Source organism: Mesorhizobium sp. M0106, assembly GCF_040322715.1.
GTDB lineage: Bacteria > Pseudomonadota > Alphaproteobacteria > Rhizobiales > Rhizobiaceae > Mesorhizobium.
This window is the reverse complement of the sequence record NZ_JAMYUA010000065.1, coordinates 1-23609: the sequence shown is the minus strand read 5'-3', so window position 1 is coordinate 23609 and position 23609 is coordinate 1. Positions and strand designations below refer to the sequence as shown.

Here is a 23609-nt window from a genome sequence, read left to right as displayed (position 1 = left end):
GCCTCCACTCCAGCCAGCATCTTGAATCACAAAACCGACTGATCCGGAATCCCCTTCGATTCCGTCAAATCAGGAACCGCTCTAGTAGGCGAAAGCGGCTGAGCGCGTAATCTCCCCCCTCGAGGGGGAGATGGCCGGCAGGCCAGAGGGGGTAGCCGCGCGTGAGGCGCCAACTTTCTCTTTCGTCCAACATGGCGTCGCGCCAGGACGTACCGACCCCCTCTGTCGCCTTCGGCGACATCTCCCCCTCAAGGGGGGAGATTGGCGACTTCTCCAACCGCTCAGGCCGGGGCGTTGACGCGCTGTGGGCGCGTTGCCCAGTCGGCAACCGTCGCGCCAGCAAAGCTCTCGCCGGCAACCATCCCGTTCGTCTGCGGCGCAAGCAGGTCGTTGCGGCGGGCGAAGGCAACGAAGGTGGCGCGCGCCGTCTCGCCGTCGATCTCTCCTTCCATTGCCTCCCGGCAGGCCTTGGCGGCGATGTCATGCGCGGCCGTCCGGCTCGTTGCCGGCCACTCAGACAAAAGCGCATAAGCCTCAGCCGCGCTTTCTATCTTCGTCGGCGTACCGAGGCCGGTGAGGATGGTAACCGGCTTGTCGAACGAAGCACGATCCATGACACTCTCCTTTCCTGGCTCGATCGGCTCCTTTCGGAACTCAACCGCGGGCGCTTCGATCCGCCTGCAGGACGGCGTCGATCGGCGAATGCAATACGGCTTGCATGCCCGGCCGCGGCAGCAGCCGGTGCATCTTGACCAGCGCCTCGAGCCAGGCCGCCACGCCCAGCGGCGGATGTTCGCGCCCGTGGAGCCACGCCCTTGCCTTGACGAGCGAGTATCCCGCCTCCTCGGCGAAATCGGTTTCCGATCACCGCAGCAGGCGCAGGCATTCGCGCATCCGCGCCGCGATCATTTGCGCTCCTCCGTGCCGGCCCCTAGGCGTTGAGCCGACAAAAACATCAGCGTGTAGGCCGCCTTGCGGCGGTCCCAGCCGGCCGACTCGGCCATATCCAGCAAGCCGTCGACCAAAGGCGCCAGCGCCGCCCTGCAGTCGGCTTCATAGTTGAAATCGTTTTTCGGGCGGGTCGGCGCCGCGATCTTTCCAAAACTGTCCATCATATCCATGGCAACACCTGCTCAGCATTAGTCCCGGACCGGCAAGACCGTGCCCGCCCTTGGCGGACACTGTCCATCTGTCGTTTCGAAGTCGCGCTTTGGAAGCCTGGCCTTAGAAGTCCATGCCGCCACCGCCGGGCATCGGAGGCATGGGCGTTTCCTTCTTCGGCTTCTCGGCCACCATCGCCTCGGTCGTCACCAGCAGGCCGGCGACAGAAGCGGCGCCCTGCAGAGCAGTACGCACGACCTTGGCCGGGTCGATGACGCCTTGACTGTAGAGGTCGCCGAACTCGTTGGTCTGCGCGTTCCAGCCATAGCCGAAATCGGCCGTCTCGCGCAGTTTGCCGACGATGATCGAGCCTTCCGCACCGGCGTTCTCGGCGATCTGGCGCACCGGCGCTTCGATGGCGCGACGCACGATCTCGATGCCGGTCTTCTGGTCGGGATTGTCGACGGCGACGTTGTCGAGCGCCTTCGCCGCCCTGAGCAGCGCTACGCCGCCGCCGGGCAGGATACCCTCCTCGACCGCCGCGCGTGTGGCGTGCATGGCATCGTCGACGCGATCCTTGCGCTCCTTGACCTCGACCTCGGTCAAGCCGCCGACGCGGATGACGGCGACACCGCCAGCGAGCTTGGCCAGCCGCTCCTGCAGCTTCTCGCGGTCGTAGTCGGAGGTGGTTTCCTCGATCTGGGCCTTGATCTGGCTGATGCGCGCCTGGATTTCATCCTTGCGGCCGGCACCGTCGACGATGGTGGTGTTCTCCTTCTCGATCAGCACCTTCTTGGCGCGGCCGAGCATCTCCAGCGTGACGTTCTCGAGCTTGATGCCGAGGTCTTCCGAGATCGCCGTGCCGCCGGTCAGGATGGCGACGTCTTCGAGCATGGCCTTGCGGCGGTCACCAAAACCCGGCGCCTTGACAGCTGCAACCTTCAGGCCGCCGCGCAGCTTGTTGACGACAAGCGTCGCCAGCGCCTCGCCTTCGACGTCCTCGGCGATGATCAGTAGCGGCTTGCCGGATTGCACGGCGGCTTCGAGCACGGGAAGCATGGCCTGCAGGTTGGACAGCTTCTTCTCGTGGATCAGCACATAGGGTTCTTCGAGCTCGACGCGCATCTTATCCTGGTTGGTGATGAAATATGGCGAGAGATAGCCGCGGTCGAACTGCATGCCTTCGACCACTTCCAACTCGGTCTCGGCGGTCTTGGCTTCCTCGACAGTGATGACGCCCTCATTGCCGACCTTTTCCATCGCCTCTGCGAGGAAGCGGCCGATCTCGGCATCGCCATTGGCAGAGATGGCGCCGACCTGAGCGATTTCGTCGTTCCTGGTCACCTTGCGGGCATTGGCCTTCAGTTCGGCGATGATTGCTTCGACCGCCTTGTCGATGCCGCGCTTCAGGTCCATCGGGTTCATGCCGGCAGCAACCGCCTTGGCGCCTTCCTGGACGATCGACTGCGCCAGAATCGTCGCGGTCGTGGTGCCGTCGCCGGCGGTATCGCTGGTCTTCGAGGCGACCTCGCGCACCATCTGCGCGCCCATGTTCTCGAACTTGTCCTCAAGCTCGATCTCTTTCGCCACCGTCACGCCGTCCTTGGTGATGCGCGGCGCGCCGAACGATTTGTCCAAGACAACGTTGCGGCCCTTGGGACCGAGCGTCACCTTCACCGCATTGGCGAGGATGTCGACGCCGCGCAACATCTTCTCGCGGGCTTCGGTATGAAATTTCACATCTTTGGCAGCCATTGGAACACTCCTTCGATAGGCAGCTTTTCGTCGACTGGAATGCTTGTTCAGGCCCCGCTCAGGCAGCCTTCTTCATTTCGCCCGTGGCTTCGATCACGCCCAGCACGTCGCTCTCTTTCATGATGAGCAGATCCTCGCCATTGAGTTTGATCTCGGTGCCGGACCATTTGCCGAACAAAATGCGGTCGCCGACCTTGACGTCGAGCGGCCGCAACTGGCCGCTGTCGTCGCGCGCGCCGGGGCCGGCGGCGATGACCTCGCCCTCCTGCGGCTTCTCCTTGGCGGTATCGGGGATGATGATGCCGCCCGCGGTCTTTTCGTCGACCTCGATGCGGCGGACCAGGATGCGGTCATGCAATGGACGGAACGCCATGTCGTTCTCCTCTCGGGACAAACAGATTTTCGAACATCCTCCTGACCGGACCGGCAATATCGGCCCGGCACGGGGTGCGCGACCCCTTCATCAGGCATCGCGCGCATACGAACTAGTCGCGCTTTTTTCAGCTTTCAAGAGGATCACGCAAAAATTTTAGCACTCGACACCGGAGAGTGCCAATACGCTGTAATTGTTCGCACATTCGCCGTTTCCGGCGCGATGACCCGGCCGGATTTCCAAATCTGTTCGTCTCCTGAGCCGCTTGCGGCGGCTGGAACCTATGTGGAAGGCGAGGCGTTTTGCAGACGGAGGTTCATTGGGAAAGGAAGGATTTCATGATCAGCAGGGACTTTCAGCTCCAGATGCAAGGGTTTGGCCTCACCACGGCGGAGATCCACTACCGCCTGCCCGATCATCGAAGCCTGCTGCAGCTCTACATCTGGCAGGAATACGATATTGCCCCCGATTTCCCGACGCTGAAGCATTTCCTCGATTTCTGGGAGCGCGAGATCGAAGGCCCGCTGCATTCGGTGCGCGTCGCCCATCATCACCTGATCCAGCCCTCCGAATGGCGGGCCGTAAACGGCATTATTACCGTCCACTGAGGAGCAAGCCGATCTGCCGCTAGACAGCGGACAAAGTCTCCGAAGCGGGGGAAAGGCAGCTGCCTCTCCCACTTGTTTTGGATCTCACAATATCGGAGGGGGTCCGGACTAGCCGGCGCGGTCGACGGGCTTGCGGGCCGATGCGAACAATCCGGCCTTGCGCGCCGCCCGGACGAAGGCCTTGCGCGCATCACGCGCGGTACGCCAACCGTCGAGCGCGTCGCGGCAGGTCCGATAGGCGGCGCGCCAACTCCGGCCGCGTGCACGGTCCGGCCACTGCTGGCGCATGCATTCGATGGCTTCCCAACTGCTGGCGACCTTGCGCTCGCTGGATTGGAATTTCAACGTGATCGGCTCGGCAAAGCGGACGTCGTCCATCACCTCCTCCTTGTTTTCTGATCGTCTTCTTGTTTGAGCAAGCAACGTTATGCTGGCGGCACCGGCGGCCGGCCGGCGCCGCTGAAGGACATGGTTCGTCTCTCTGCGCGGTTCAAGAGCATCGCGGCGACAGCCGGTTATTCCTCCTCGTCCGGCCCTTGCAGCAGTTCGATCAGCGTCGCTACTCTTGCCGTCGGCAGCGGTCGGCCCTCGTTCACCAACGCCTCGTCGGCGGCGATCCAGGCCAGGGCCTCGCGCAATTCCTGGACCGTCCCGTCCGTCGCCGCAATGTCGGCGATCACGGCTTCGTCGACCGGGCCTAGCACAGAAATGATCTCGTCGCGTGTCATGGTCAGCTCCATCTGCGAGTGCCGGGAACGGGCCCGGCAACACACGAAATCTGGGTCTTGACCTGCTGCAGACAATAACCGGCCGGGGAAGTCAGCGTTGGCAATTGAAACCAACAGGCAATCTCCTGCCGGACATCTCCCCACTTGTGGCGAGATTGGCAGCCTCGCCGAACCGACCGAAAACCGGCCCGAAAAACCGGCAACGCGAGAGCCACCGGGTCTTGACTTGCGGCGGACAATAACCAAATCGAAGGCACCGGTCGCCGAAATGGGGCCGGCGGAACCAGGGAGCGCCAGCTCTTTGGCGCCCCTCGTATCTATGTTGCTCGATGGAGGATGTAGCTATGAGAACCGCATTCGACTTTTCCCCGCTCTATCGGTCGAGCATCGGCTTCGACCGCGTCTTCAACCTGCTGGAAAATGCGCCGCAGGCTTTCGACGCCTGGCCGCCCTATGACATCGCGCGCAGCGGCGAGAACAACTACCGCGTCACTATCGCCGTAGCCGGGTTTTCCGAGGACGACCTCGAAATCACCCATGAACCCAACCTCCTGATTGTCTCCGGCCAGCACAAGGAGCCGGACAACGCAGAGTATCTGCATCATGGCCTCGCAACACGGCCCTTTACCCGCCGTTTCGAGCTTGCCGATCACGTCAAGGTCGCAGGCGCCTCGCTCGACAACGGCCTGCTCAGCATCGATCTGGTACGTGAGGTGCCCGAGGAGATGAAGCCTCGGCGCATCGCCATCGCGACCGATGTCGCCTCGCCGAAGACCGGGCCGAAGGTCGCGCAGGGCGAAGCAAACAAGCAGGCTGCCTGAATGCACCAGTCGAGAAAGGAGACTATGCAATGGCTATTCGTGATCTCATTCCCTGGGGCCGGGAGAACAATCAGACCCCCAGCCTGTTCCGTGACGCCGATCGCGATCCCTTCCTGACGCTGCATCGCGAAATGAACCGCCTGTTCGACGAGGCGTTCCGCGGCTTCGACACGAGGCTGCCGTCGCTCGGTGGCTTCTCCGCTGCCCGCGTCAGCTGGCCCAGTATCGACATCGCCGATGGCGAAAAGGAGATCCGCGTCACCGCCGAGATCCCCGGCATAGACGCGAAGGACGTCGAGCTGCTGCTCGATGACGGCGTGCTGACGCTGCGCGGCGAGAAGCGCGAAGAGACCGAGGACAAGGACAGGCAGTTCTCCGAACGCTTCTATGGCCGTTTCGAGCGGCGTATCCCGCTCGGCTACGAAGTCGACGAAGACAAGGTGAACGCCGCGTTCCGGAACGGTGTGCTCAGCGTGACGCTGCCCAAGACGGAGCGCGCCCAGTCAAAGGCCAAGCGTATCGCCATCACCGGCGGCGACGGCAAGTCCTGACGGCTCGTAGGACGACGCCCCTTCTGCCTGCCGGTTCCGGCGGGCAGAAGCGGGCAAATGTCGATGACCCGTTCTCCCGACGCTCCGGTTCCGCCTGACCAGGCGCAGCAGGCCCCGCCTTCAGCCTGTTCGCGGCGGCCTCGGTCGTCGCGGCATTCTTTTGAACCCGTCCATGACAAAGCTTCGCGTCAGCACCTATACCCTGCTGCAGACGGTGACCTCGGTCGGCCTGTCAGCACTGGCCTGGGTAGTCACCGGAGTGCGGCCGATCTGGAACGGCAGCCAGCCATCGGACCGGCAGCGCATCTACTTCGCCAACCATGCCAGCCACGGCGATTTCATCCTGCTGTCGGCCTGCCTCAGCGAGAAGGAGCGCGCCCGTACCCATGCGGTGGCGGCCGCCGATTATTGGAGCAAGACGCGGCTGCGCCGTTTCATTGCCGAGGACATGCTGTCTTCCGTGCTGATCCACCGGCAGTGGACGGATGAAACGCAGCACCCGATCTCGATCATGCTGTCGGTGCTCGACCAGGGCCATTCGCTGATCTTGTTTCCCGAAGGCACGCGCAACATGACCGACGAACCGCTCCTGCCGTTCCGTTCCGGCCTCTACAATCTGTCGATGGCGCGGCCCGATGTCGAACTCATCCCGTGCTGGATCGAGAACATGTCGCGGGTGCTGCCCAAGGGGCAATTCGTGCCGGTGCCGCTGCTTTGCCGTGTCGTCTTCGGCGCACCGATCGCCATTCAACCGCGTGAGGAACGCCGCGCCTTTCTCGACCGCGCCCGCGAAACGCTGCTGGCGCTCAACCCCCGGCCGCAGCGAGACGATTGAGGACCAAGGCAAAATGCTGCCGATGATGCACGAAACCCTCATTCTGATTGTCGGCCTGCTGGCGGTGCTGATCAGTGCCAGCGTCGTCGCCGGCGTCTTGTCATGGCGCGCGCCAAAGCCGTTGTCGCCGACGCTGGTCAACCTCACCCAGCGCATCAATGCCTGGTGGGTGATGGTGGTGGCGATCACCGTCGCCTTCTTCTTCGGCCGCCCCGGCATGACCATCCTGTTCGCGCTGATTTCCTTCGCCGCGTTGCGCGAATTCGTGACGCTGACGCACAGCCGCCGCAGCGACCACTGGGTGCTGCTCGGCATGTTCGGCATCGTCATCCCGTTCCAGTACTGGTTGGTGTGGACCGCCTGGTATGGCCTGTTCACCATCTTCATCCCGGTCTACTGCTTCCTGCTAATGCCGGCGATCACCGCGCTGCACGGCGACACCGAACGCTTTCTCGAGCGCGTCTCGGCGCAGCAATGGGCGGTGATGATTTCGGTCTACTGCGTCAGCCACGTGCCGGCGCTGCTGACGCTCGAGGTGCCAGGCTTCGAAGGCCGCAACCTGTTGCTGATTGCTTTCCTGATCATCACCGTGCAAGGCAGCGACGTGCTGCAATATATTTTCGGCAAGCTGTTCGGCCGGCATCTCCTGGCGCCGACGGTCTCGCCGTCGAAGACCTGGGAGGGGCTGGTCGGCGGGCTGGCGGCATCGAGCCTGCTCGGCGCGCTGCTGTCGTTCCTGACGCCGTTCTCGCCGCTGCAGGCAGCCGGCGTCGCCTTCATCGCCTGCCTGATGGGCTTCCTCGGCGGGCTGGTCGCCTCCGCCATCAAGCGCGATCAAGGCGTCAAGGACTGGGGCCATCTGATCGAAGGCCATGGCGGCATGATGGACCGTGCCGACAGCCTGGTCTTCGCCGCCCCGGTCTTCTTCCATACGGTGCGCTATTTCTGGACTGTATGAAGGTTGGCGCCGTTTGCCGCGGCGGACGGTTCAGCGCGACCTTGCGAAGATAACCTGATCCGTTTCGTTATTACCACTTTCGCGAAAGCGGTAATAACCCGACCTGCCGCAGTCTTCGCCGCGCTCATTTTGCCGCGGCGAGCGGCTCTTTCTTGCGCGCCGGCGTCAGGCGGCGCATGCGGCGTTTGGCGGTGGTCTTCAGCGCCACCGGCGGAGCGCTGGACAACGCACCGAGCACCGCGCCTACCATGCCATGTGCGACGAAATCGGCGTTGATCTCGTTGGCCAATCTGGCATCTGCCTCCTGGTTGTCGCTGTCGGCTTCCGACCACAACACAATGCCCACTCGCAACCTTGGTTTGGCGCGTTTCAGCCGACGGACCAGGAACCGCCCGTGCTTGACGGAATCCCGGTTCAAAAATCCGACGACGACACTATCGACGGCGTCGAGCTCAAGGCGGCGAATGCTCCCCGGTTCCATCTCGGCGAAGCTCGCTCTCAACACCGTAGCGCCCTGGACTTCGAGCACCTGCGCCAGCATGGCGGCCGCCGCGTCGTCGAGTTCGCCGCGCCCTCCGGCGCACAGCACCGACATGCCCGTGCCATCCGGCAGTTCGGTGTACTCCTCGCCCTGAACCTCCCCCTGAACGTGCTTGTCCTCGCGTGAGCCGTTGTCCTCGGCCGCGGCCGTGTCGTCCGCTTCCGCCTCCTCCTGCGCGCTGTCGTCGAGGTTCGCCACCATCGTCAGCGCGCTGCCCGCGACCTGCTGTCTTTGTTCATCGCTCAGCACACCACGCACCCGGTCCTGCTCGCCGAGCAGAAGTGCGGGAATCGCGACCTTGTCGTAGAACTCGACCAGATATTCTTCGTCCAGCATCTCCTCGGCATGGTCCGTCGCTTCCTCGGGATCGCCGGCCAACAGCCGCTGGTAAAGCCGGGCGTGCGGTTCGAGCACGGGTTCGTTGCCGAACAGAACGTCGAGGAATTCGAACTGCGGCACATGCCGGCCGAGCACGACGAGGCAGACGGTGAGCGGCGTCGACAGAACCAGGCCCAATGGCCCCCAGAGCCAGGTCCAGAATATCGCCGCAACGATGATGGCCAATGGCGACAGCCCGGTGCGCGAGCCGTAGAGCCAGGGTTCGATCACGTTGCCGGTGATCAGTTCGACCACGACGAAAAGCCCTGCGGTCCATAGCACGAGCGACCAGCCGGGCGCTACGGCAAGCGCCAGGAACAGAGGCAACAACGTCGCAATGACCGGGCCGATATAGGGAACGAAGCGCAGCGCCAGCGCCAGCAAGCCCCACAGCAATGGATTGGGTATGCCCAGCAGCCAAAGTCCGATGGCAATCGGGACGGCATAGACGATGTTCACGACCAGTTGCATGAGCAGATAGCGGCCGACGCGCTTGCCGGCATCCTGCAGCGCCTCGGTGGTTCGGTGCAGATCGCCGTAGCCGACGAGGCGTATGAAACGATCGCGCAGGTCCTCCCGCTCGAGCAGCATGAATATGACGACCACGACGATCAGTCCGGCCGATGCCAGCGGGCTCAGCAGCGGGCCGATCAGATTCTGGAGAACCTCGAGCGGTCGTTCGCGCGCGACGATTTCGACCGGGATCGGTTCCCGCGGAGGCTGATCGGCGGCGGGTTGTGCGGGCTCGGGTCTGTCGAGCTCCTGGCCGACGCGTTCGATCACCCGGCTCAATCTGGAAACGATGCCGCCGCCGACGCCGGTTTCCTTGAGCGACCGGACCTTGGTCAGGATATTCGCCTGGTAAAGCGGAATGTTCTGCGCCAGTTCACTGACCTGCGTGGCGACGATGAAGGAGAACAGAGCCAGCACCGTGAATGCGCCGAGCACACTGGCGATCACGGCAGGAAGACGCGGAATGCCGGCTCGCTTGAGTGCCGACACCATGGGCACGAGCGCAAAGGTAAGCAGCAGCGCGATTGCGATCGGCAGAAAGACCTCGCGCCCGAAATAGAGCGCCGCGACGGCCGTCACGACCGACGCTACGCTGGGCAACGATGTGCGCGGAAGCGCCCTGGCCGCGGAAACAATGCCCGCCCGCCGGGGCTCCGACAGGTGCGCGTCGTGTCGACGATTTGCCGCCACTTGATACCTCCGCCCCGCCGTCGCCATGATCGGGCATATTGAGCCGGCGTGCAACTTCGCAGCGTCTCACCCAGCTAGACGCCGATTGCCCTGGTCGGCAGCGCCGCAAATTCAGTCATGGTAGAATTTTTTGCATTAATGACGTCACGGGCAATCCTGTTCCATGTCTGCGCCAGAACGTGGAACTTTTGGATCAAAACACCGTTCCTTCGTAGATCGCTGATGGACAACCTCAAAGCAGCAGCTCAGGAGGAATGATCATGAACATCAAGACGCTTTGCATGGGCGCGATGGCGCTTTCGATGATGACCGGCGCAGCGCTTGCCGCCGGTGCCACTGGCACTTCGGCGCTCGACGATCCGCAGAAAATGAACCCCTTCTTCACCGACGCCGGCATGAAGACCATGAAGTCGGAAGCCGAATTCAAGGCGGCATGGATGGCCATGTCCACGAGCGACCGGGCCATGATGTTGAAGGAATGCAGCGACGCAGGCATTGCCACGATGCATGCCGACTTCTGCAAGATGGCCAACCAGCTCGGTGGCGCCAGCAAGTGATCGTTGCCAATTGAAATAACGCACCAAGCGAAAGGGCGGGCAGGTCTGTCACTGTGCGACCTTCCTGTCCGCACGGGCGGGCGCTCATCTATTTGAACTCGTGCCGGAATATCCGCGTAAAAGGCCACGACTTCGATTGCCGTGGCGCCATTGGCATGGCTTGGCCGGAGCGCATGTCGCGAAGCGGCAATGCCACTACCGCCCAGGGGGTCCCAGTCTGCTCACAATCCGGGTTTTCCGGTCGGCCGTCCGCCTGGCATTAGCGGCCGGCACGCTTGATTACCGGCACGCTGCCCCCGGCACGCTTGACCTCGCTGCCAACCGTGGGATAGGCCGGGTAATGAGCCAACCACCTCCGCATCGGAGTCCCACGAAAGACCTGCCATGACCGACGCGATCATAAGAGACAGCAATGGCACGGCGCTGCACGAGGGCGACTCCGTGACCCTGATCAAGGATCTCAAGGTCAAAGGCACGTCGGAGACGATCAAGCGCGGCACGCTGGTGAAGAATATTCGCCTCACCGGCAATCCCGGCGAGATCGAATGCAGCACCAGGCAGGTGAAGGGCCTGGTGCTGAAGACCGAGTTTTTGAAAAAGGCGTGATCGCCTCGGCATCCTTCGCTTCGCTTCCATATCAGTCGCTCTCGAATCGCTCATGTGAGTGAATCGCCCACGCGAGGAACTTGAGGAGCCGCGCCCTCCCCCTATGTTGCACTGCGTTAGATTTGTTGCATTGCAATATCGTCGCATCGGGTCGAGCCTCTGCGAGGTGGGCATTCCTTGCATGAGGTGATTGTGTCGGCATCATTTCGGCCTGACATCGAAGGGCTGCGCGCGCTGGCGGTGGCGGGTGTTATCGCCTTCCATTTTGGTCTGTCCGGCCTGCCCGGCGGCTTTGCCGGCGTCGACATCTTCTTCGTCATCTCCGGCTATCTGATCACCCGTCACCTGGTTACGGAAATCACCGAGACCGGGCGGCTGAACCTCTGGCGCTTCTACGCCCGGCGCGCCCGGCGCCTGTTGCCGGCGGCACTGTTCGTCATCCTCGCCACGCTGTTTGCTGGTTATTTCATCCTGTCGCCGGAGGAACAGGCGCTTTATTCGAAAGGCGCCATGTTCGCCTCCGCCTATATGATCAACCTTTGGCTGATCCGCTGGTCGTTCGACTATTTCGCCGCCGACGCCACCAACAACCCGTTCATCCACTTCTGGTCGCTCTCGGTCGAGGAACAGTTCTATTTGGCATGGCCGGCGCTGCTTCTTGCCGCCGCTTGGCTGCGTCCCGGCAAGCGCGCCGCTATAATCGTCATCGGCGTCGCCGGCGCGGCCTCCTTCGCCGCCTGCGCCTGGCTGACGGACGTGTCGCAGCCCTGGGCCTTCTATTTCTCGCCGCTCAGGGCCTGGGAATTCGCCGCCGGCGGCCTCGCGACCATGGCGCCGGCAAAGATCTGGCGCGACCGGCCGCTGCTGGCCACACTCCAGGCAGGCCTCGGTCTGGCGCTGATCGCCTGGGCCTATCTGATGCTGGACGAAGACTCGCCGTTTCCCGGGGTGAATGCGCTGGCGCCTGTTGCCGGCACCGTGCTGCTGCTGCTCAGCGGCAGCGGCGGCCGCAATCTGCCGAGCGCCGTGCTGGCGCTGCCGCCCATGCAATGGTTGGGCCGGCTGTCCTATTCGCTCTATCTCTGGCACTGGCCGGTCATCGTCTATGCGGCGATGGTGGTTCCCGGTCTGTCCATCCTGGACCGCCTTGCCTGCGCGGCGCTGACGCTGTTTCTGTCGATGTTCACCTATCATTTCATCGAGAATCCGATCCGCCGCAACGGCTGGCTGATGGCCGGAGCAGCGCGGGCGCTGGTGCCCGCCGTCGCGCTGACCGGCGCCGGCGTGGTCGCGGCCTATGGCAATGCGCGCTTTGCCGAGCACAATCTCAGCCCCGAACAGCACGTCATCGCCGACAGCGCCGCGCAGCTCTCCACCGTGCGCGCGAGCAATGGCGGCTGCGTGCTCGATTTCGAGACCGTCAAGCCGAAGCCCTGCATGTTCGGCCGCAAGGATGCCCAGCGCTCGGTCGTGCTGTTCGGCGACTCGCATGCCGACCATTGGTCGACGCCGCTGATCAAGGCGGCCGAGAAGAACGATTTTCGTGTCGTCACCTTTCTCAAATCCTCCTGCCGGGCTTCGCGGGTCACGACCTGGAACTGGCGGCTGAAGCGCGACTACACCGAATGCGACCAGTGGCGCGAGCAGTCGGTCAAGGACATCATCGCGCTCCATCCGCAACTGGTGGTGATCTCGGAATTCTCGATCGGCAATGTGATGAAGGAATCGCCCGAGGAGTTGAAGCACGCCGATTGGCAAGCGCAGTGGCGGACGGGCCTCACCTGGACGCTTCAAGCCTTCAGCCAGGCCGGCATCAAGGTCGCGGTCATCAGGGACGTTCCCTACAATGCAAGCTACGCCGACAAATGCGTGGCGCGGGCGCTGTGGCGGGGCCAGACGCCCGCGACATGCGACACGCCGCGGATCATGGCGGCAAACGACGACATCGCCACCATCGAGCGCGATATCGTGCGCTCGACACCGAACGCTGCTTACATCGACATGACCGACCGCTTTTGCGACCAGACCACCTGCCATGTCTTCATCGACGGCAAACTAGCCTTCCGCGACCGCCACCACTTGGCGACGCCCTTCGCCGAAACGCTGGAACCGGCAGTGGAGCGGGCGCTGTTTTCGGATGTGATGGCGGCGGCTGTAAAGTAACGGCTCCGGATCTTATCGGATCACGACCCAGCCCCTCGGCAGGCAACCATGCGGGGTCAGCTAAGGACGAGACCAGCCAGTAAAACGGTGAGGATAAGCGATAGCGGAACTGCAAGAAGGCAGCACAGCTCGAAAGTATTGGCTGGCCAAGAAGTCATTGGGCGCTTTTCCATGTTGGCCTCCTCCCTCAACGGCCAGACCGAGACGGCAGTTCCGCTTAGATAGTGCTCATCCCCACCACTCATCATGCAATTGGCGCAACTCGTTCCGCTTCCTGGTCATCCATCGTGCACGCGCCAGATGTGTCGCCCACGCCCGGAAAGCCCTCTCCGGCTCCTGCTCCGGATCAATGTGCAGAACGATGCGGGCGACCTCACGCCAGTCGGTTCCTTCCGCCGAAGCGTCGAGCAGCCGGATATAAGTAAGCATGCGATCTTCGTCATAACCGGTCGGCACCGAAGACGTCGGCGCTGCGTTCGCGATATGAGAGTTTGGCGGCTTTGGCATTGCGACCTACCAGCAATGGCGCACCGTAGCAGCCTATAAAGAAGCCCGCGCCGTTTGATCGGAGGATGCGCCGATCGAGATTCGCCCCGACGGTCGGCAAATGGGGGCCTCAGACGGAGTTCACCGCCCAGCTGGACTCACGCCTCACCACGTCGTGATCAGGTCGAGGCAATCTATCTATTTTAGTGGAACCTAATTTAGTCAACGCAATTATGCGTGCGTGAGAAAGCGTGAAATCCAGACCGTCACTGAAAGCCGGCTATCGCGGGATCAGTTGGCCGATGATCCAGTGATTGCAGTCGATTTGACGGAACGGATATTGCAGGCGGCCGACAACGACAGGATTGTCTGCCTCGTCGTGGCAACGGAGGAGTTGGAAACCGACCGCATCGAGAAAGCAGAGCCTAAGGAGACCAGGATTGCCGCAAGCTTCGTCCGGGACTTTGAGGTAATGCTGCTTGTTCTTTATGCGGCCTACGCCCTCGCTGTGCTGGGTGCGACCGCGTTCGTTTTGCTGGAATTGGGCCATGTTCTGTAGGCAGACGTCGGCAAAAGACGGGACTGACGCGCGATTGCCGCTGTTTGATGAGAGGAGCGGCCACGCTGCGTCGACGATCCGACCCCGGCGCAGCCAGCGGCGTTTTCGCGCCAGCAGGCGCTAAACTTCGGGCTCGTCCGTTCGTTACATCTTGCCAATCTATGGAACGAGGCTGCCCCTCGGGGGTTTTTCTATTAGAGGGACGTTAAAGAAGGAGGTAGCTATGAAGAAGCTCCTGCTTGCCTCGGTGATCGCCATCGCATCGGCGGCTTCCGTGATCGGCCCGGCGAATGCCGGCGGCAGCGTCACGATCGGCATCGGCAACGGCTATGACGACGACTATTATTATCGCCACCATCGGTATTCCGATTACGACGATGAGTACGTCCCCCGTTACCGCTATGATGTCTACGACGAGGACTACAGGCCGCGCTACCGGTACCACCACCGGCGCTGCCACACCGAAGTCATCAGGCACTGGCGTCATCACCACCGGATCATCGAAAGAATCCGTGTCTGCCGTCGTTGACGGATCGATCCGGCCGGTAGTGCCGGCCGGATCGGCGGGGCTCCTCATCTCGGCTTGCGCATCAGCATCATGCCGTAATGCACGGCCAATATGTCGAGCCCGATCTTGAGTAATTTCACCACCACGTCGCGCGGCTCGCCGGCCTGTTCGGCCAGGCTCTTGACCGTTGCGTCGGCACAGCAGACCTTTTGCACGATGCCGGCGATCTCCCAATGGACAAGCGCCCTGGTGGCCTCGGCATGGTCGCGGCCGGCGGACAGGATGTGTTCGGCGACGCCGCTGCCGGTGCGGCCGCCGTCGACGCGCTCGGCCCAGGCCATCGGCTTGGCGGTTGCCTCGGACGAGTTGCGGAAATCCTGGCGGTAGCGCATGCCCGCCTCGCGCTGCTGGCGCGACAGTGAGGTGAGGCCGCTCAGCGGGTCGACGTTGCGCACCCGCACGATGCCGCCGGTCGCTGTGTGGCCGTCATTGGAGACCTCATAGAGGCGCGCTCCCTCCTGCGTCCCCTTCGCCAGCCGCTTGCGGCCGAACCGGTCGTCCTTCAGTGCGAAATCATGGCCGATCTCCTTGCGGATGCGCACCTGCTCGGCCTCGCCTTTCGGCAATCTCGGTGGCCTGGCTTTGGCCTTTTGGGCGGTTTTGGTGCTCATCGGCTCGGTCCTCCTGGGTTTTGGTCGTCGGGCTCTGGCGAACTTCCAGCCTCATTGCAGCGAGCTCAAATCGCTTCGGCCGGCAGCGTGCGCAAGAAGCGCGCAGCGTGATAGGCGCAGTAGCTTTTCGATGGGTTCGTGCGCATTCCGCAGCACAGCATGTCCAAACCTGGCCGGCTGCCGGGGGCGTCGTTTTCCGCATCCTCCTGCAGCGTCGTATCGAGCGGCGCGCGGCAGCGCTCGAACAGGCAATCGATGAAGCGCATGGCGGCGAAATGCGGCTGGCGACCGCCGGCGGCGATCGGGCGCGGTGCCGGCATTTCGAGCGGCGCGCCATCGGTCCCGGTGATCCGAGCCGGACCCGGCTGCCAGGCCGGCGGCGCCAGCCTGGCCGACAGCCTTGCCGGGCGGCAGCGTGGCTCGGCCTTCGGGGCCGACTGCGCTTGATCAGCAGTGCTTGATGGCTCAGGCGCCGAATTTCCGAGCCGGCCGCCATACCAGCCCTTGGATTTCGCAAGGCCGATGGTGCGCAAACGGGCGGTGCGGTGGACGATGCCGATGATGGCTGCACGCGAGGCCGGGCGGCCGCGCAGCGCGGTCAACCGGGTGGCGATCTTCGCGGCCGACAGTCCGCTCATCAGCCAGTTCTCGATTTGTTCCAGTTCCGAGGCGGAATAGCGGGCGGCCATGATGTTTCATTCCCTGCAAAAATGGTTGTGTGCGGCGCCGGCTTCGCCGGCCTCAGGCTCGAAAGCCGGTCAGCCTTCGCGTGGTCTGCTGCGATCGAGCTTCATCTCGGCCGCCTGCCTTTGTTGCGCCGGACACTGCCTTGCCCGTCCGCTCGTCGAAGGCGATGACCGTGCCGTCTTCGCTGCGGATGCAGGAAACCGCGGCATCCGCATTGCCGGCCGGCAGGTAATTCGTGGCCGGAGCCGTGAGGGGAACGGCTCCGGCCGTTCCGGCCGCTTGCGCTGCCGGATCCGAGGCGCGAGCCTCGGGCATCGTCCCGGCCGGGGAGGAGGACAGCCGCGACGAAGGGGACAGGGTTGGCACATGCATGGCCCCGGCGATCGGTTGCGCTACCACCTCCAGGCGAGCGCTGCCGGCGCGCTGAACGGCGGATTCAAGGACCGAAAGCTGGCGAAGCGACTTGTGCATGCCTACATAAGAGCATAACTCAAATCATAATGCAAGCGATTCTTGCATAGACTAAACCGAATCTTACGCCACAGATGGAGCCATGGCGAAAACTGCACTGTCGATCAAGGTCGGAGCGGCGATCCGCCGGGCGCGCAAGCAGCGCGGCCTGGTGATGCGTCACATTGCCGAGCACAACGACACCGACGTCGCTGCCGTCGGCAATTGGGAGACCGGGCGCAACCTGCCCAAGACCGAGAACCTTTTGAAGACCGCCGCTTTCCTGCGCGTCGACCCGGTGGCACTCGGCAAGGGCGAGGTCGTTTTCCTCGATGATGCCGGACCGGTCGCCGATGCCGAGATCGTCACCGATCCCGGCCCCCTGCCCGCCGGGCCGATGGACATCCAGCTTCTCGGCACCGCCGTCGGCGGCGACGATGGCGACTTCACCTTCAACGGCCAGCCGGCCGGCTATGTCCAGCGGCCGCCGGGGATCCGGCATCTGCGCAACGTGTTTGCGCTGCACGTGCTGAGCGATTCGATGGTGCCGCGCTACGAGCCCGGCGAGATGATCTATTGCGGCGGCCGCGAAGCGTTGCCCGGCGACCATGTGGTGATCGAGACCCTGCCCGAGGAGAACGAGCAAAACGGCAAGGCCTTCATCAAGAAGCTGGTCAAGCGCACCGCCGCCGAGCTGATCGTCGAACAGTACAACCCGCCCAAGACGCTGTCCTTCAACCGCTACGCCATCAAGAACATCTTCCGCGTCATCCCGCTCAAGGAACTGCTGGGGTATTGAGGGCTTGTTGCCTTCTCCCCTTGTGGGAGAAGGTGGATCGGCGCACAGCGCCGAGCCGGATGAGGGGTGCTGGAAGGAACGCGGCGGAGGAAATGTAGAAGCGATTTTTAAGCACTTACGCCATCAAGGTAGCGATCCGTCCAACACCCCTCATCCGACCGAGCTTCGCTCGGCCACCTTCTCCCACAAGGGGAGAAGGAAGAACACCGCCCCTCCCCCTCAAGCCCGCCTCGATTGCTCCAGCTCTCGACCGTTGAGCAGGCGCGCCTCGGCGCGGGTCCGTTGCCGGTCGTCGATGAAGGCGGCCTGGATCGAGACGGCGGCGCCCGGCAGGCCGTCAGCCCGGCAGGCCTTGCAGATCAGGCGCCCCGAAAGTGCGGCCAGCGGTGTCTCCGGCATCACCCCATGCCGCTTGAGCTCGGCCGGTTTCCACCACCTGTTGCGGCCGCAATCGATGCATTCGACGGCAATCGAGACAACATCGGCGATCGTCGCTTCCTTGCCTGCCAATGCCATAGCCATCCCCATCATTGTTCCTGCTTTGTTCACATCATTATCGGTTTTTGGAGCGGAGTCGAGTCGGTTCCGCTTGCACCAACGTGAAAGTTTCACTTGTTCGATTATTTGAGTTATGCTTATACATGGTGCGGACTGGAATCGGCGCGAGCCACAGAACCGCGCCCGCTCCGTCCGCCGGCGGCAAGGGAGTGACGATGGACCCAGCCCAGTTCGCCCATGCCTGCGGCTATAGCGGCGACAGCCCGGCCATGTTTGCCGCTTTCGCGGCCATCCGCCAGGACGGCATCCGCAAGGCACGCCAGGGTCATCGCCAGCGCAAGGCGGCGATCGACCGGATGAAGCCGAGCCGCGCTTTGTTCCCTGGCGGCGATCCGCCCGGCGCAGTCAGCCGAGGAGGCACTCGAGGATGCCGCCCGCTTCCTGTCGATGTTCCGCAACATGCCGCACTGGCGACAGGAAAGGCGCGCCGCCGACCTCACCCGCGCCAGGCAGCAGCGCCTCTTCGCCCGCTTCTTCCGCCGCTACGGCCATCGCCTCTGGGCGCTCGAGGCCACCTGAAGGCGCGCGGGCCTCCCTTGCAAGTCAAAACGGATATTGCGATCGCCGACACCGCGCCGTATGTCTCCACGCGATGAGCGAGATCAAATTCCGTCGCGCGCAAGCGCCCGACCTGCCGGCAATTGTTGCAATGCTTGCCGACGACGTGCTCGGCGCGAACCGGGAAGACCCGTCCACGCCGCTCGCGCCATCCTACCTCGATGCCTTCAGCGCAATCGATACCGATCCCAACCAGTTGCTGGCCGTCGCCGTCAACGCCGGGCAAGTGGTCGGAACGCTGCAGCTCAGCTTCCTTCCAGGCATTTCGAGAAAAGGCGCCTGGCGCGGCCAGATCGAAGGCGTTCGCGTCGCCCGGCAATGGCGCTCTCGCGGCGTCGGCAAGCTGATGATCGAATGGGCGATTGAAACATGCCGTTCGCGCAATTGCAGCTTCGTCCAGCTCACCACGGACAAAGGTCGACGGGAGGCGCACGCTTTTTACGAGCGCCTCGGCTTCACCGCCAGTCATCTCGGCTACAAGATGGCGCTGTAGATCAGCATTTCATCGCATTCAGCGCCGACCGCTCATCTTCGCTACCCACTCTGGATGGAGCATTGACAAGCCGGCCTTTCGCCCTGCTCCATCCGCCCATGATTTACGACCGAACCTGGCTTGAGAAAACCTTTCGCGCAAAACCCCGGCAGAAGTTCCTGTTCTTCTGGGGCCATCAGCCGTCTAAGGACGGCCGCATAACCACGTCGTGCTTCAGCCAGTGGTGGCATGCGCCCTTTACCGTCGATGGCCTGAGCTATCCGACTGCCGAACACTGGATGATGGCCGAGAAGGCACGACTGTTCGGTGATGCTCCGACGGCAACACAAATCCTCAGGGCGGCGAGCCCCAAGCAGGCAAAGCAGCTTGGCCGCCAGGTGAGCGGCTTCGATGGCACCAAATGGGATGCAGACAAATATCGCATCGTGACTGAAGGGAGCTTTCAGAAGTTCCGTCAGAACGCGGCGCTGCGCGAATATCTGTTGTCGACGCATGACCGGGTGCTGGTCGAGGCGAGCCCTGTCGACCGGGTGTGGGGTATCGGCCTTGCGGCGGATGACGAGAGGGCGATGAACCCGCTGCTGTGGCGCGGCGAGAACCTGTTGGGATTCGCGCTGATGCAGGCCCGCGATCGGCTGTGCGGCTGAACATTGCCGTGCGCTCGTCAGCTGCGGCGGCCTCCGCGCTGCTTGACAATCCACCCATAATGTTCTCTTTATGTTCTCATAACAACTCGAGACAATGCGGCGTTCGAACCGCCGCGGGCGAACGGGCCGGATGGAAGCCAACATCCTCCACGCGGATCTGGATGCCTTCTATGCCTCGGTCGAACAGTTGCTCGACCCGGCCTTGCGCGGCAAGCCGATTGCCGTCGGCGGCGGGGTAGTGCTTGCCGCATCCTATGAAGCCAAGGCGTTCGGCGTGCGCGGCGGTATGCCGGGACGGCGGGCGCGGGAACTCTGCCCGCAACTCATCTTCGTCGGCGGCCATTTCAAGGACTATCAGCGGCTGGGCGATGCGGCAATCAAGGTGCTCGGCGATTTCACGCCGGTGGTCGAGCGGATTTCGATCGACGAGGCCTTTGCCGACGTCGCCGGCTGCATCCATTTGTTCGGCTCGCCGGCCGAGATCGCCGGCAAGATCCGCCGCCGCGTGCGGGCCGAGGTCGGCCTGCCGATCTCGGTCGGCGTAGCCCGCACCAAGCATCTGGCCAAGATCGCCTCACAGGTCGCAAAACCGGACGGGCTGGTGGTGGTCGATCCGCGCCACGAGCTGGAGTTCCTGCACCACCTGCCGGTCGAGCTGATGTGGGGCGTCGGCCCGGTCACCAGGCAGCGGCTGGCCGGCATCGGCGTCAACACCATCGGCGAGCTGGCGAAGACCAATGGTGCGGCGCTTGAGCGCCTGCTCGGGCCGGCGGCGGGAGAGAAACTCAACGCGCTGGCGTGGAACCGCGACCCGCGCAGGCTCGAGACGCAGCGCCGGGCGCGCTCGGCGGGTGCGCAGTCGGCGCTTGGCCGAAAACCGGCCGAGGAGCAGGTCTTCGTGCCGGCTTTGCTGCATCTGGCCGACAGGGTCGCCACAAGATTGCGGGCGAAATCCCGGCCCGGCCGCACGGTGACGGTTCGCGTCCGCTTTGCCGATTTGCGCTCGGTGACGCGCTCGATCACGCTCGATCAGCCGATTTCGGCGACCGCCATGCTGGCCGAGATCGCCGAGGCGCTGGTGCGCAAGGTGCTCATCGACCATCCGCACGAAAAGACAATCTCGCTGCTGGCGATCGCCGTATCGCATCTGGAGCAGCATGCCGGCCTGCAACTGGAACTGCCGCTCGGGCTCGACGACGATCGCCGCCGCCCCGGCACCAGCAAGGGCGCGGCGCGCTGGACCGCGGATCGCGCCGTCGACAAGATCCGCGACCGCTTCGGCTGGGAGGCGGTCGGCTACGCCTCGGTCGCGCTCGAGCTACAGCGGTCGGTTCCCGACGCGTTTCGCGAGCTGGCCGAAAAGGAATTGTGAGCCTCGATTGCACTTTGGTTGCCAAGTCGCCGGAATGACGTTGAAGGCTGCGCCGTTGTGAATTTATCTTGGGACCAGTTGGTCGTGCACCGGTTTGGGTATCAGCCAGACAGGGTAGCACCCGCTCGCAAATGCTTCCGCCCTCACTTCGAACGACAGGAGATCGGCATGGGACAGAACGCCGGATATTTCGCACTCATCGTTGCCGGATTGGTGACCAATGCAACGACGCTGGCCAAGCCGCTCAACCCGGACCGGGCGATTCCATCCCTGGGCGATATCAACTCGCCGCTGGCCAGCCCGCTGTTCAAGCAGGTCAAGGCCGGGCCGCTGGAGATAAAGCTTGAGGAAACCACGCTTGCCGATGTCGAAAAAGCCTTCGGCGGAGCGATGCACGATGAAGGTGACGCCGGAGATTCACGCCACTGGCTTTGCTATGCCGGCCCCGACGCTGGCGGATCGCCGTCGATCTTCTGGTTCGTATCCGGCGAGATGGGTGGCTCCGACCACGGTGTCCTGTCCGTCGCCCTGCAGCCGAACCCGGAAGGCAAGGTGCCGGAAGGATGCGCCGGCGCGCCTGCCAGCCTGACAGCTATTGAACTCGATACGCCCGGCGTCGGAGCGCCGCTGAGCGACGTGGCCGCGAAATTTGGCGCCGCCAAGCCCGATCGTTACGGCCATTTCGGCTTCGCCGCCTCTTATCCTGCTTCGTCTCCCGACCAGAAGGACGCCACGGTCACGCAGACGCTCACCTACACAGCCGGGAACGGCAGGATAACCGGCGTGGCGGTGACGCAAGTCACCACCAACTAGGGTGTCCCCGCTCGGTTGGCGAATGGTTCACGTGTGAATGATCTGCCGCGCCCGAGCCAGGCGGCCTGGGTTGCTGGCCACCTCGTAATGCAGACTGGTTTGATGTGCCGCCCGGGCCCGCCCTCCTCCTGCAAATGCGACATTCGAGGCGGCCCTGGTCGTCAGACCAAAAGCGTTGCGCCGCCCCAAGCGATCAGGGCGGTGCCGGCCGCACGGCCAACCCACGGGCCGGCAGGAAACACCGGTTCGACGAGAACCCGCGAGGGTCCCGAAATGACCCAGAAGCGGGCGTTCGGCAGCGATCAGAGCAGCAACGATTTTGGCAGGACCGGAAATCGGCATGGAATGCTGCAATCATCATCATGTCCCGTCCAAGTTGTGGACAGTTCCTTCTCAAAGGCGCACTCTTAGCATGCGAAACGCGAGCTAGCGTTTCGTGCAACGCTTCACATGCTTGACTTGCGTCGGTGATTATCTGACCTACCCGGATACTTCCGGGTGGGCAGACCTCACATTGTGTCGCCTATCCGTGATCAGGCTACGGCCTAAGGCACGTTGCAGCCCGTTCCGGATCAACTGGGAGGTAAACAACATGCCTGATTTTCAGCGCAGAGAACTTCTTGTTCAAGGAAGCGCGGCTCTTGCCGCAATTGCTGCTCTCTATACCTCGCGCCGGGCTTACGCTTTTCCAACACGGCCGAACGAGGAAGTTATTCCATGGCTGGATCAGCCGACCGAAAATCCCGATCCGGCGGGTATCCAAAAGCAGCTTGTCTGGGAGGATTTGGATAGCTGGATAACGCCAAACGACAAGTTCTTCAGCATCTCGCATTTCAACCGACCAACGATCGACGAGAAGACATGGTCGATGGAGATCGGAGGCCTGGTTAAGAAACCCCTGGAGTTAACGCTCGCCGACATCAGGGCGCGACCGCGGCAGGAGGTCGTTTTCACAGTGGAATGCTCGGGCAACCATGGGTTTCCCTTTTTCACCGGCGGCATCGGCAATGCTCGCTGGGCAGGGACGCCGCTCGCCCCGATCCTCGAGGAAGCCGGCGTTCTGGAGAAGGGCATCGAGGTCGTCTTTTTCGGTACCGACACAGGCGAGATCCCGATACGCGACGTCAAGATGCAGCAGAACTTCGCTCGTAGCATGTCGCTCGCCGACGCGATGAACCCCGACAATCTCCTCTGCTATGAAATGAACGGGGCCGCCTTGCCGGCGCCCAATGGCTTCCCGGTACGGCTCATCGCGCCAGGCTGGTACGGCATCGCCAACGTCAAGTGGCTAAAGCGCATCGAGGTTCGCGATACGCGGTTCATGAGCCTTCTGATGGCCCGTGACTATGTCACCATCCGGGAGGAGGACCACAACGGCGAGACCGTATGGGCCGAGACGTCAGTCGGCCGAGCGCTGATAAAGTCCGCACCTGCGAAGGTTACCCGGAAAGATTCAGATTACCGCATCGTTGGGGCAGCCTGGGGGGCGCCGATCGACCGGGTCGAAGTGCAAATCGATCAAGGGCCTTGGACACCAGCGACCATTGACCACAGTGAGGAGGCCGAACACGCTTGGAAAATATGGTCCCTGGCTTGGGCAAATCCCTCTCCTGGAGAACACACGGTGACCTCGCGCGCGGTCAGCACCACAGGACAAATTCAACCGGCGATGGACGATCCCTTGATTGCCAAGAAACACACATACTGGGAGAGCAATGGCCAGGTGACGCGCCGCGTGCGTATCGGCTAGAGCGGTTCCTGATTTGACGGAATCGAAGGGGATTGAACGAAGCCGCTGACGCGTCATTTGGTGCGTGGGTTTGCGGATGA

General features: G+C 63.1%; 28 protein-coding genes. 16 read left to right on the top strand and 12 right to left on the bottom strand.

All coding sequences use genetic code 11. The features are described from left to right. Positions 1-281: 281 nt before the first annotated feature. The 4 genes from NKJ55_RS32835 to NKJ55_RS32820 all read right to left on the bottom strand — a co-directional run bounded on the left by NKJ55_RS32835 (position 282) and on the right by NKJ55_RS32820 (position 3229). Positions 282-614: a DUF982 domain-containing protein gene (locus NKJ55_RS32835; RefSeq protein ID WP_352453517.1), complete on the bottom strand. Its 333-nt coding sequence runs from the start codon at positions 612-614 to the stop codon at positions 282-284. Between the two features lie 291 nt (positions 615-905). Then, positions 906-1121, bottom strand: coding sequence for a hypothetical protein (locus NKJ55_RS32830; protein WP_352453516.1), 216 nt, complete (start codon positions 1119-1121; stop codon positions 906-908). A gap of 103 nt (positions 1122-1224) precedes the next feature. Beyond that, positions 1225-2856, bottom strand: a complete 1632-nt coding sequence (gene groL / locus NKJ55_RS32825) for a chaperonin GroEL (protein ID WP_352453515.1) — start codon at positions 2854-2856, stop codon at positions 1225-1227. 58 nt (positions 2857-2914) lie between these two features. After that, entirely contained in the window at positions 2915-3229 is a 315-nt protein-coding gene (locus NKJ55_RS32820) for a co-chaperone GroES (RefSeq protein WP_352453513.1), read from the bottom strand. A 338-nt stretch (positions 3230-3567) separates the two neighbouring features. On the opposite strand from NKJ55_RS32820, the gene NKJ55_RS32815 reads away from it, so the two are divergent. Further along, the gene (locus NKJ55_RS32815) at positions 3568-3837 is read left to right on the top strand and encodes an usg protein (RefSeq protein WP_023675672.1); all 270 of its coding nucleotides are present in this window, start codon (positions 3568-3570) and stop codon (positions 3835-3837) included. 108 nt (positions 3838-3945) lie between these two features. Here NKJ55_RS32815 and NKJ55_RS32810 read toward each other — a convergent pair whose 3' ends face one another. Both NKJ55_RS32810 and NKJ55_RS32805 read right to left on the bottom strand, forming a co-directional pair. Continuing rightward, positions 3946-4215 carry a DUF982 domain-containing protein gene (locus NKJ55_RS32810; RefSeq protein WP_352453512.1) on the bottom strand — a complete coding sequence of 90 codons (270 nt, stop codon included), beginning with the start codon at positions 4213-4215 and terminating at the stop codon, positions 3946-3948. A 137-nt stretch (positions 4216-4352) separates the two neighbouring features. Next, a complete protein-coding gene (locus tag NKJ55_RS32805) occupies positions 4353-4565 on the bottom strand; it encodes a hypothetical protein (RefSeq protein WP_245274651.1) in 213 nt (70 codons plus the stop codon). A gap of 344 nt (positions 4566-4909) precedes the next feature. On the opposite strand from NKJ55_RS32805, the gene NKJ55_RS32800 reads away from it, so the two are divergent. From NKJ55_RS32800 to NKJ55_RS32785, 4 genes are all read left to right on the top strand, one after another. After that, on the top strand, positions 4910-5386 hold the full coding sequence (locus tag NKJ55_RS32800; RefSeq protein WP_352453511.1) for an Hsp20 family protein: 477 nt from the start codon (positions 4910-4912) through the stop codon (positions 5384-5386). Positions 5387-5415: 29 nt separating this feature from the next. Next, positions 5416-5937, top strand: coding sequence for an Hsp20/alpha crystallin family protein (locus tag NKJ55_RS32795; RefSeq protein WP_352453510.1), 522 nt, complete (start codon positions 5416-5418; stop codon positions 5935-5937). A gap of 172 nt (positions 5938-6109) precedes the next feature. Then, positions 6110-6772, top strand: a complete 663-nt coding sequence (locus NKJ55_RS32790) for a lysophospholipid acyltransferase family protein (protein ID WP_352453509.1) — start codon at positions 6110-6112, stop codon at positions 6770-6772. A gap of 22 nt (positions 6773-6794) precedes the next feature. Continuing rightward, positions 6795-7730 carry a phosphatidate cytidylyltransferase gene (locus NKJ55_RS32785; protein ID WP_023675663.1) on the top strand — a complete coding sequence of 312 codons (936 nt, stop codon included), beginning with the start codon at positions 6795-6797 and terminating at the stop codon, positions 7728-7730. A gap of 124 nt (positions 7731-7854) precedes the next feature. Here NKJ55_RS32785 and NKJ55_RS32780 read toward each other — a convergent pair whose 3' ends face one another. Beyond that, positions 7855-9879: an AI-2E family transporter gene (locus tag NKJ55_RS32780; RefSeq protein ID WP_352453508.1), complete on the bottom strand. Its 2025-nt coding sequence runs from the start codon at positions 9877-9879 to the stop codon at positions 7855-7857. Between the two features lie 233 nt (positions 9880-10112). Here NKJ55_RS32780 and NKJ55_RS32775 point away from each other — a divergent pair, with 233 nt between their 5' ends. The 3 genes from NKJ55_RS32775 to NKJ55_RS32765 all read left to right on the top strand — a co-directional run bounded on the left by NKJ55_RS32775 (position 10113) and on the right by NKJ55_RS32765 (position 13178). Further along, on the top strand, positions 10113-10409 hold the full coding sequence (locus NKJ55_RS32775; protein WP_352453507.1) for a hypothetical protein: 297 nt from the start codon (positions 10113-10115) through the stop codon (positions 10407-10409). Positions 10410-10793: 384 nt separating this feature from the next. Further along, positions 10794-11015, top strand: coding sequence for an alkylphosphonate utilization protein (locus tag NKJ55_RS32770; protein ID WP_023675660.1), 222 nt, complete (start codon positions 10794-10796; stop codon positions 11013-11015). 192 nt (positions 11016-11207) lie between these two features. After that, positions 11208-13178 carry an acyltransferase family protein gene (locus NKJ55_RS32765; RefSeq protein ID WP_352453506.1) on the top strand — a complete coding sequence of 657 codons (1971 nt, stop codon included), beginning with the start codon at positions 11208-11210 and terminating at the stop codon, positions 13176-13178. A 228-nt stretch (positions 13179-13406) separates the two neighbouring features. Here NKJ55_RS32765 and NKJ55_RS32760 read toward each other — a convergent pair whose 3' ends face one another. Beyond that, entirely contained in the window at positions 13407-13685 is a 279-nt protein-coding gene (locus NKJ55_RS32760) for a hypothetical protein (protein ID WP_352453505.1), read from the bottom strand. A 220-nt stretch (positions 13686-13905) separates the two neighbouring features. Between NKJ55_RS32760 and NKJ55_RS32755 the strand changes: the two genes are divergently transcribed. Both NKJ55_RS32755 and NKJ55_RS32750 read left to right on the top strand, forming a co-directional pair. Beyond that, on the top strand, positions 13906-14223 hold the full coding sequence (locus NKJ55_RS32755) for a hypothetical protein (protein ID WP_352453504.1): 318 nt from the start codon (positions 13906-13908) through the stop codon (positions 14221-14223). Positions 14224-14446: 223 nt separating this feature from the next. Beyond that, on the top strand, positions 14447-14752 hold the full coding sequence (locus tag NKJ55_RS32750) for a hypothetical protein (RefSeq protein ID WP_352453503.1): 306 nt from the start codon (positions 14447-14449) through the stop codon (positions 14750-14752). A 44-nt stretch (positions 14753-14796) separates the two neighbouring features. Here NKJ55_RS32750 and NKJ55_RS32745 read toward each other — a convergent pair whose 3' ends face one another. From NKJ55_RS32745 to NKJ55_RS32735, 3 genes are all read right to left on the bottom strand, one after another. Next, positions 14797-15402: a DUF6456 domain-containing protein gene (locus NKJ55_RS32745; RefSeq protein ID WP_352453502.1), complete on the bottom strand. Its 606-nt coding sequence runs from the start codon at positions 15400-15402 to the stop codon at positions 14797-14799. A 65-nt stretch (positions 15403-15467) separates the two neighbouring features. After that, positions 15468-16091 (bottom strand): high mobility group family protein, encoded by a 624-nt coding sequence (locus NKJ55_RS32740; protein WP_352453501.1) that lies wholly within the window; start codon positions 16089-16091, stop codon positions 15468-15470. A gap of 52 nt (positions 16092-16143) precedes the next feature. Further along, complete coding sequence (locus NKJ55_RS32735; RefSeq protein WP_352453500.1) at positions 16144-16404, bottom strand: hypothetical protein; 261 nt, start codon at positions 16402-16404, stop codon at positions 16144-16146. A 238-nt stretch (positions 16405-16642) separates the two neighbouring features. Here NKJ55_RS32735 and NKJ55_RS32730 point away from each other — a divergent pair, with 238 nt between their 5' ends. After that, positions 16643-17338 carry an XRE family transcriptional regulator gene (locus NKJ55_RS32730; protein ID WP_352453499.1) on the top strand — a complete coding sequence of 232 codons (696 nt, stop codon included), beginning with the start codon at positions 16643-16645 and terminating at the stop codon, positions 17336-17338. A gap of 219 nt (positions 17339-17557) precedes the next feature. On the opposite strand, the gene NKJ55_RS32725 is transcribed toward NKJ55_RS32730, so the two are convergent. After that, a complete protein-coding gene (locus tag NKJ55_RS32725; RefSeq protein WP_352453498.1) occupies positions 17558-17860 on the bottom strand; it encodes a hypothetical protein in 303 nt (100 codons plus the stop codon). Positions 17861-18488: 628 nt separating this feature from the next. On the opposite strand from NKJ55_RS32725, the gene NKJ55_RS32720 reads away from it, so the two are divergent. From NKJ55_RS32720 to NKJ55_RS32700, 5 genes are all read left to right on the top strand, one after another. Continuing rightward, positions 18489-18947, top strand: a complete 459-nt coding sequence (locus NKJ55_RS32720) for a GNAT family N-acetyltransferase (RefSeq protein ID WP_352453497.1) — start codon at positions 18489-18491, stop codon at positions 18945-18947. Positions 18948-19045: 98 nt separating this feature from the next. Then, the gene (gene ybiA, locus NKJ55_RS32715) at positions 19046-19594 is read left to right on the top strand and encodes a riboflavin biosynthesis intermediates N-glycosidase (protein WP_352453496.1); all 549 of its coding nucleotides are present in this window, start codon (positions 19046-19048) and stop codon (positions 19592-19594) included. A gap of 130 nt (positions 19595-19724) precedes the next feature. Next, positions 19725-20966 carry a DNA polymerase IV gene (dinB, locus tag NKJ55_RS32710; protein ID WP_352453495.1) on the top strand — a complete coding sequence of 414 codons (1242 nt, stop codon included), beginning with the start codon at positions 19725-19727 and terminating at the stop codon, positions 20964-20966. Positions 20967-21134: 168 nt separating this feature from the next. Beyond that, on the top strand, positions 21135-21779 hold the full coding sequence (locus tag NKJ55_RS32705; protein ID WP_352453494.1) for a hypothetical protein: 645 nt from the start codon (positions 21135-21137) through the stop codon (positions 21777-21779). Between the two features lie 592 nt (positions 21780-22371). Continuing rightward, positions 22372-23529 carry a sulfite oxidase gene (locus NKJ55_RS32700; protein WP_352453493.1) on the top strand — a complete coding sequence of 386 codons (1158 nt, stop codon included), beginning with the start codon at positions 22372-22374 and terminating at the stop codon, positions 23527-23529. Positions 23530-23609: the final 80 nt, after the last annotated feature.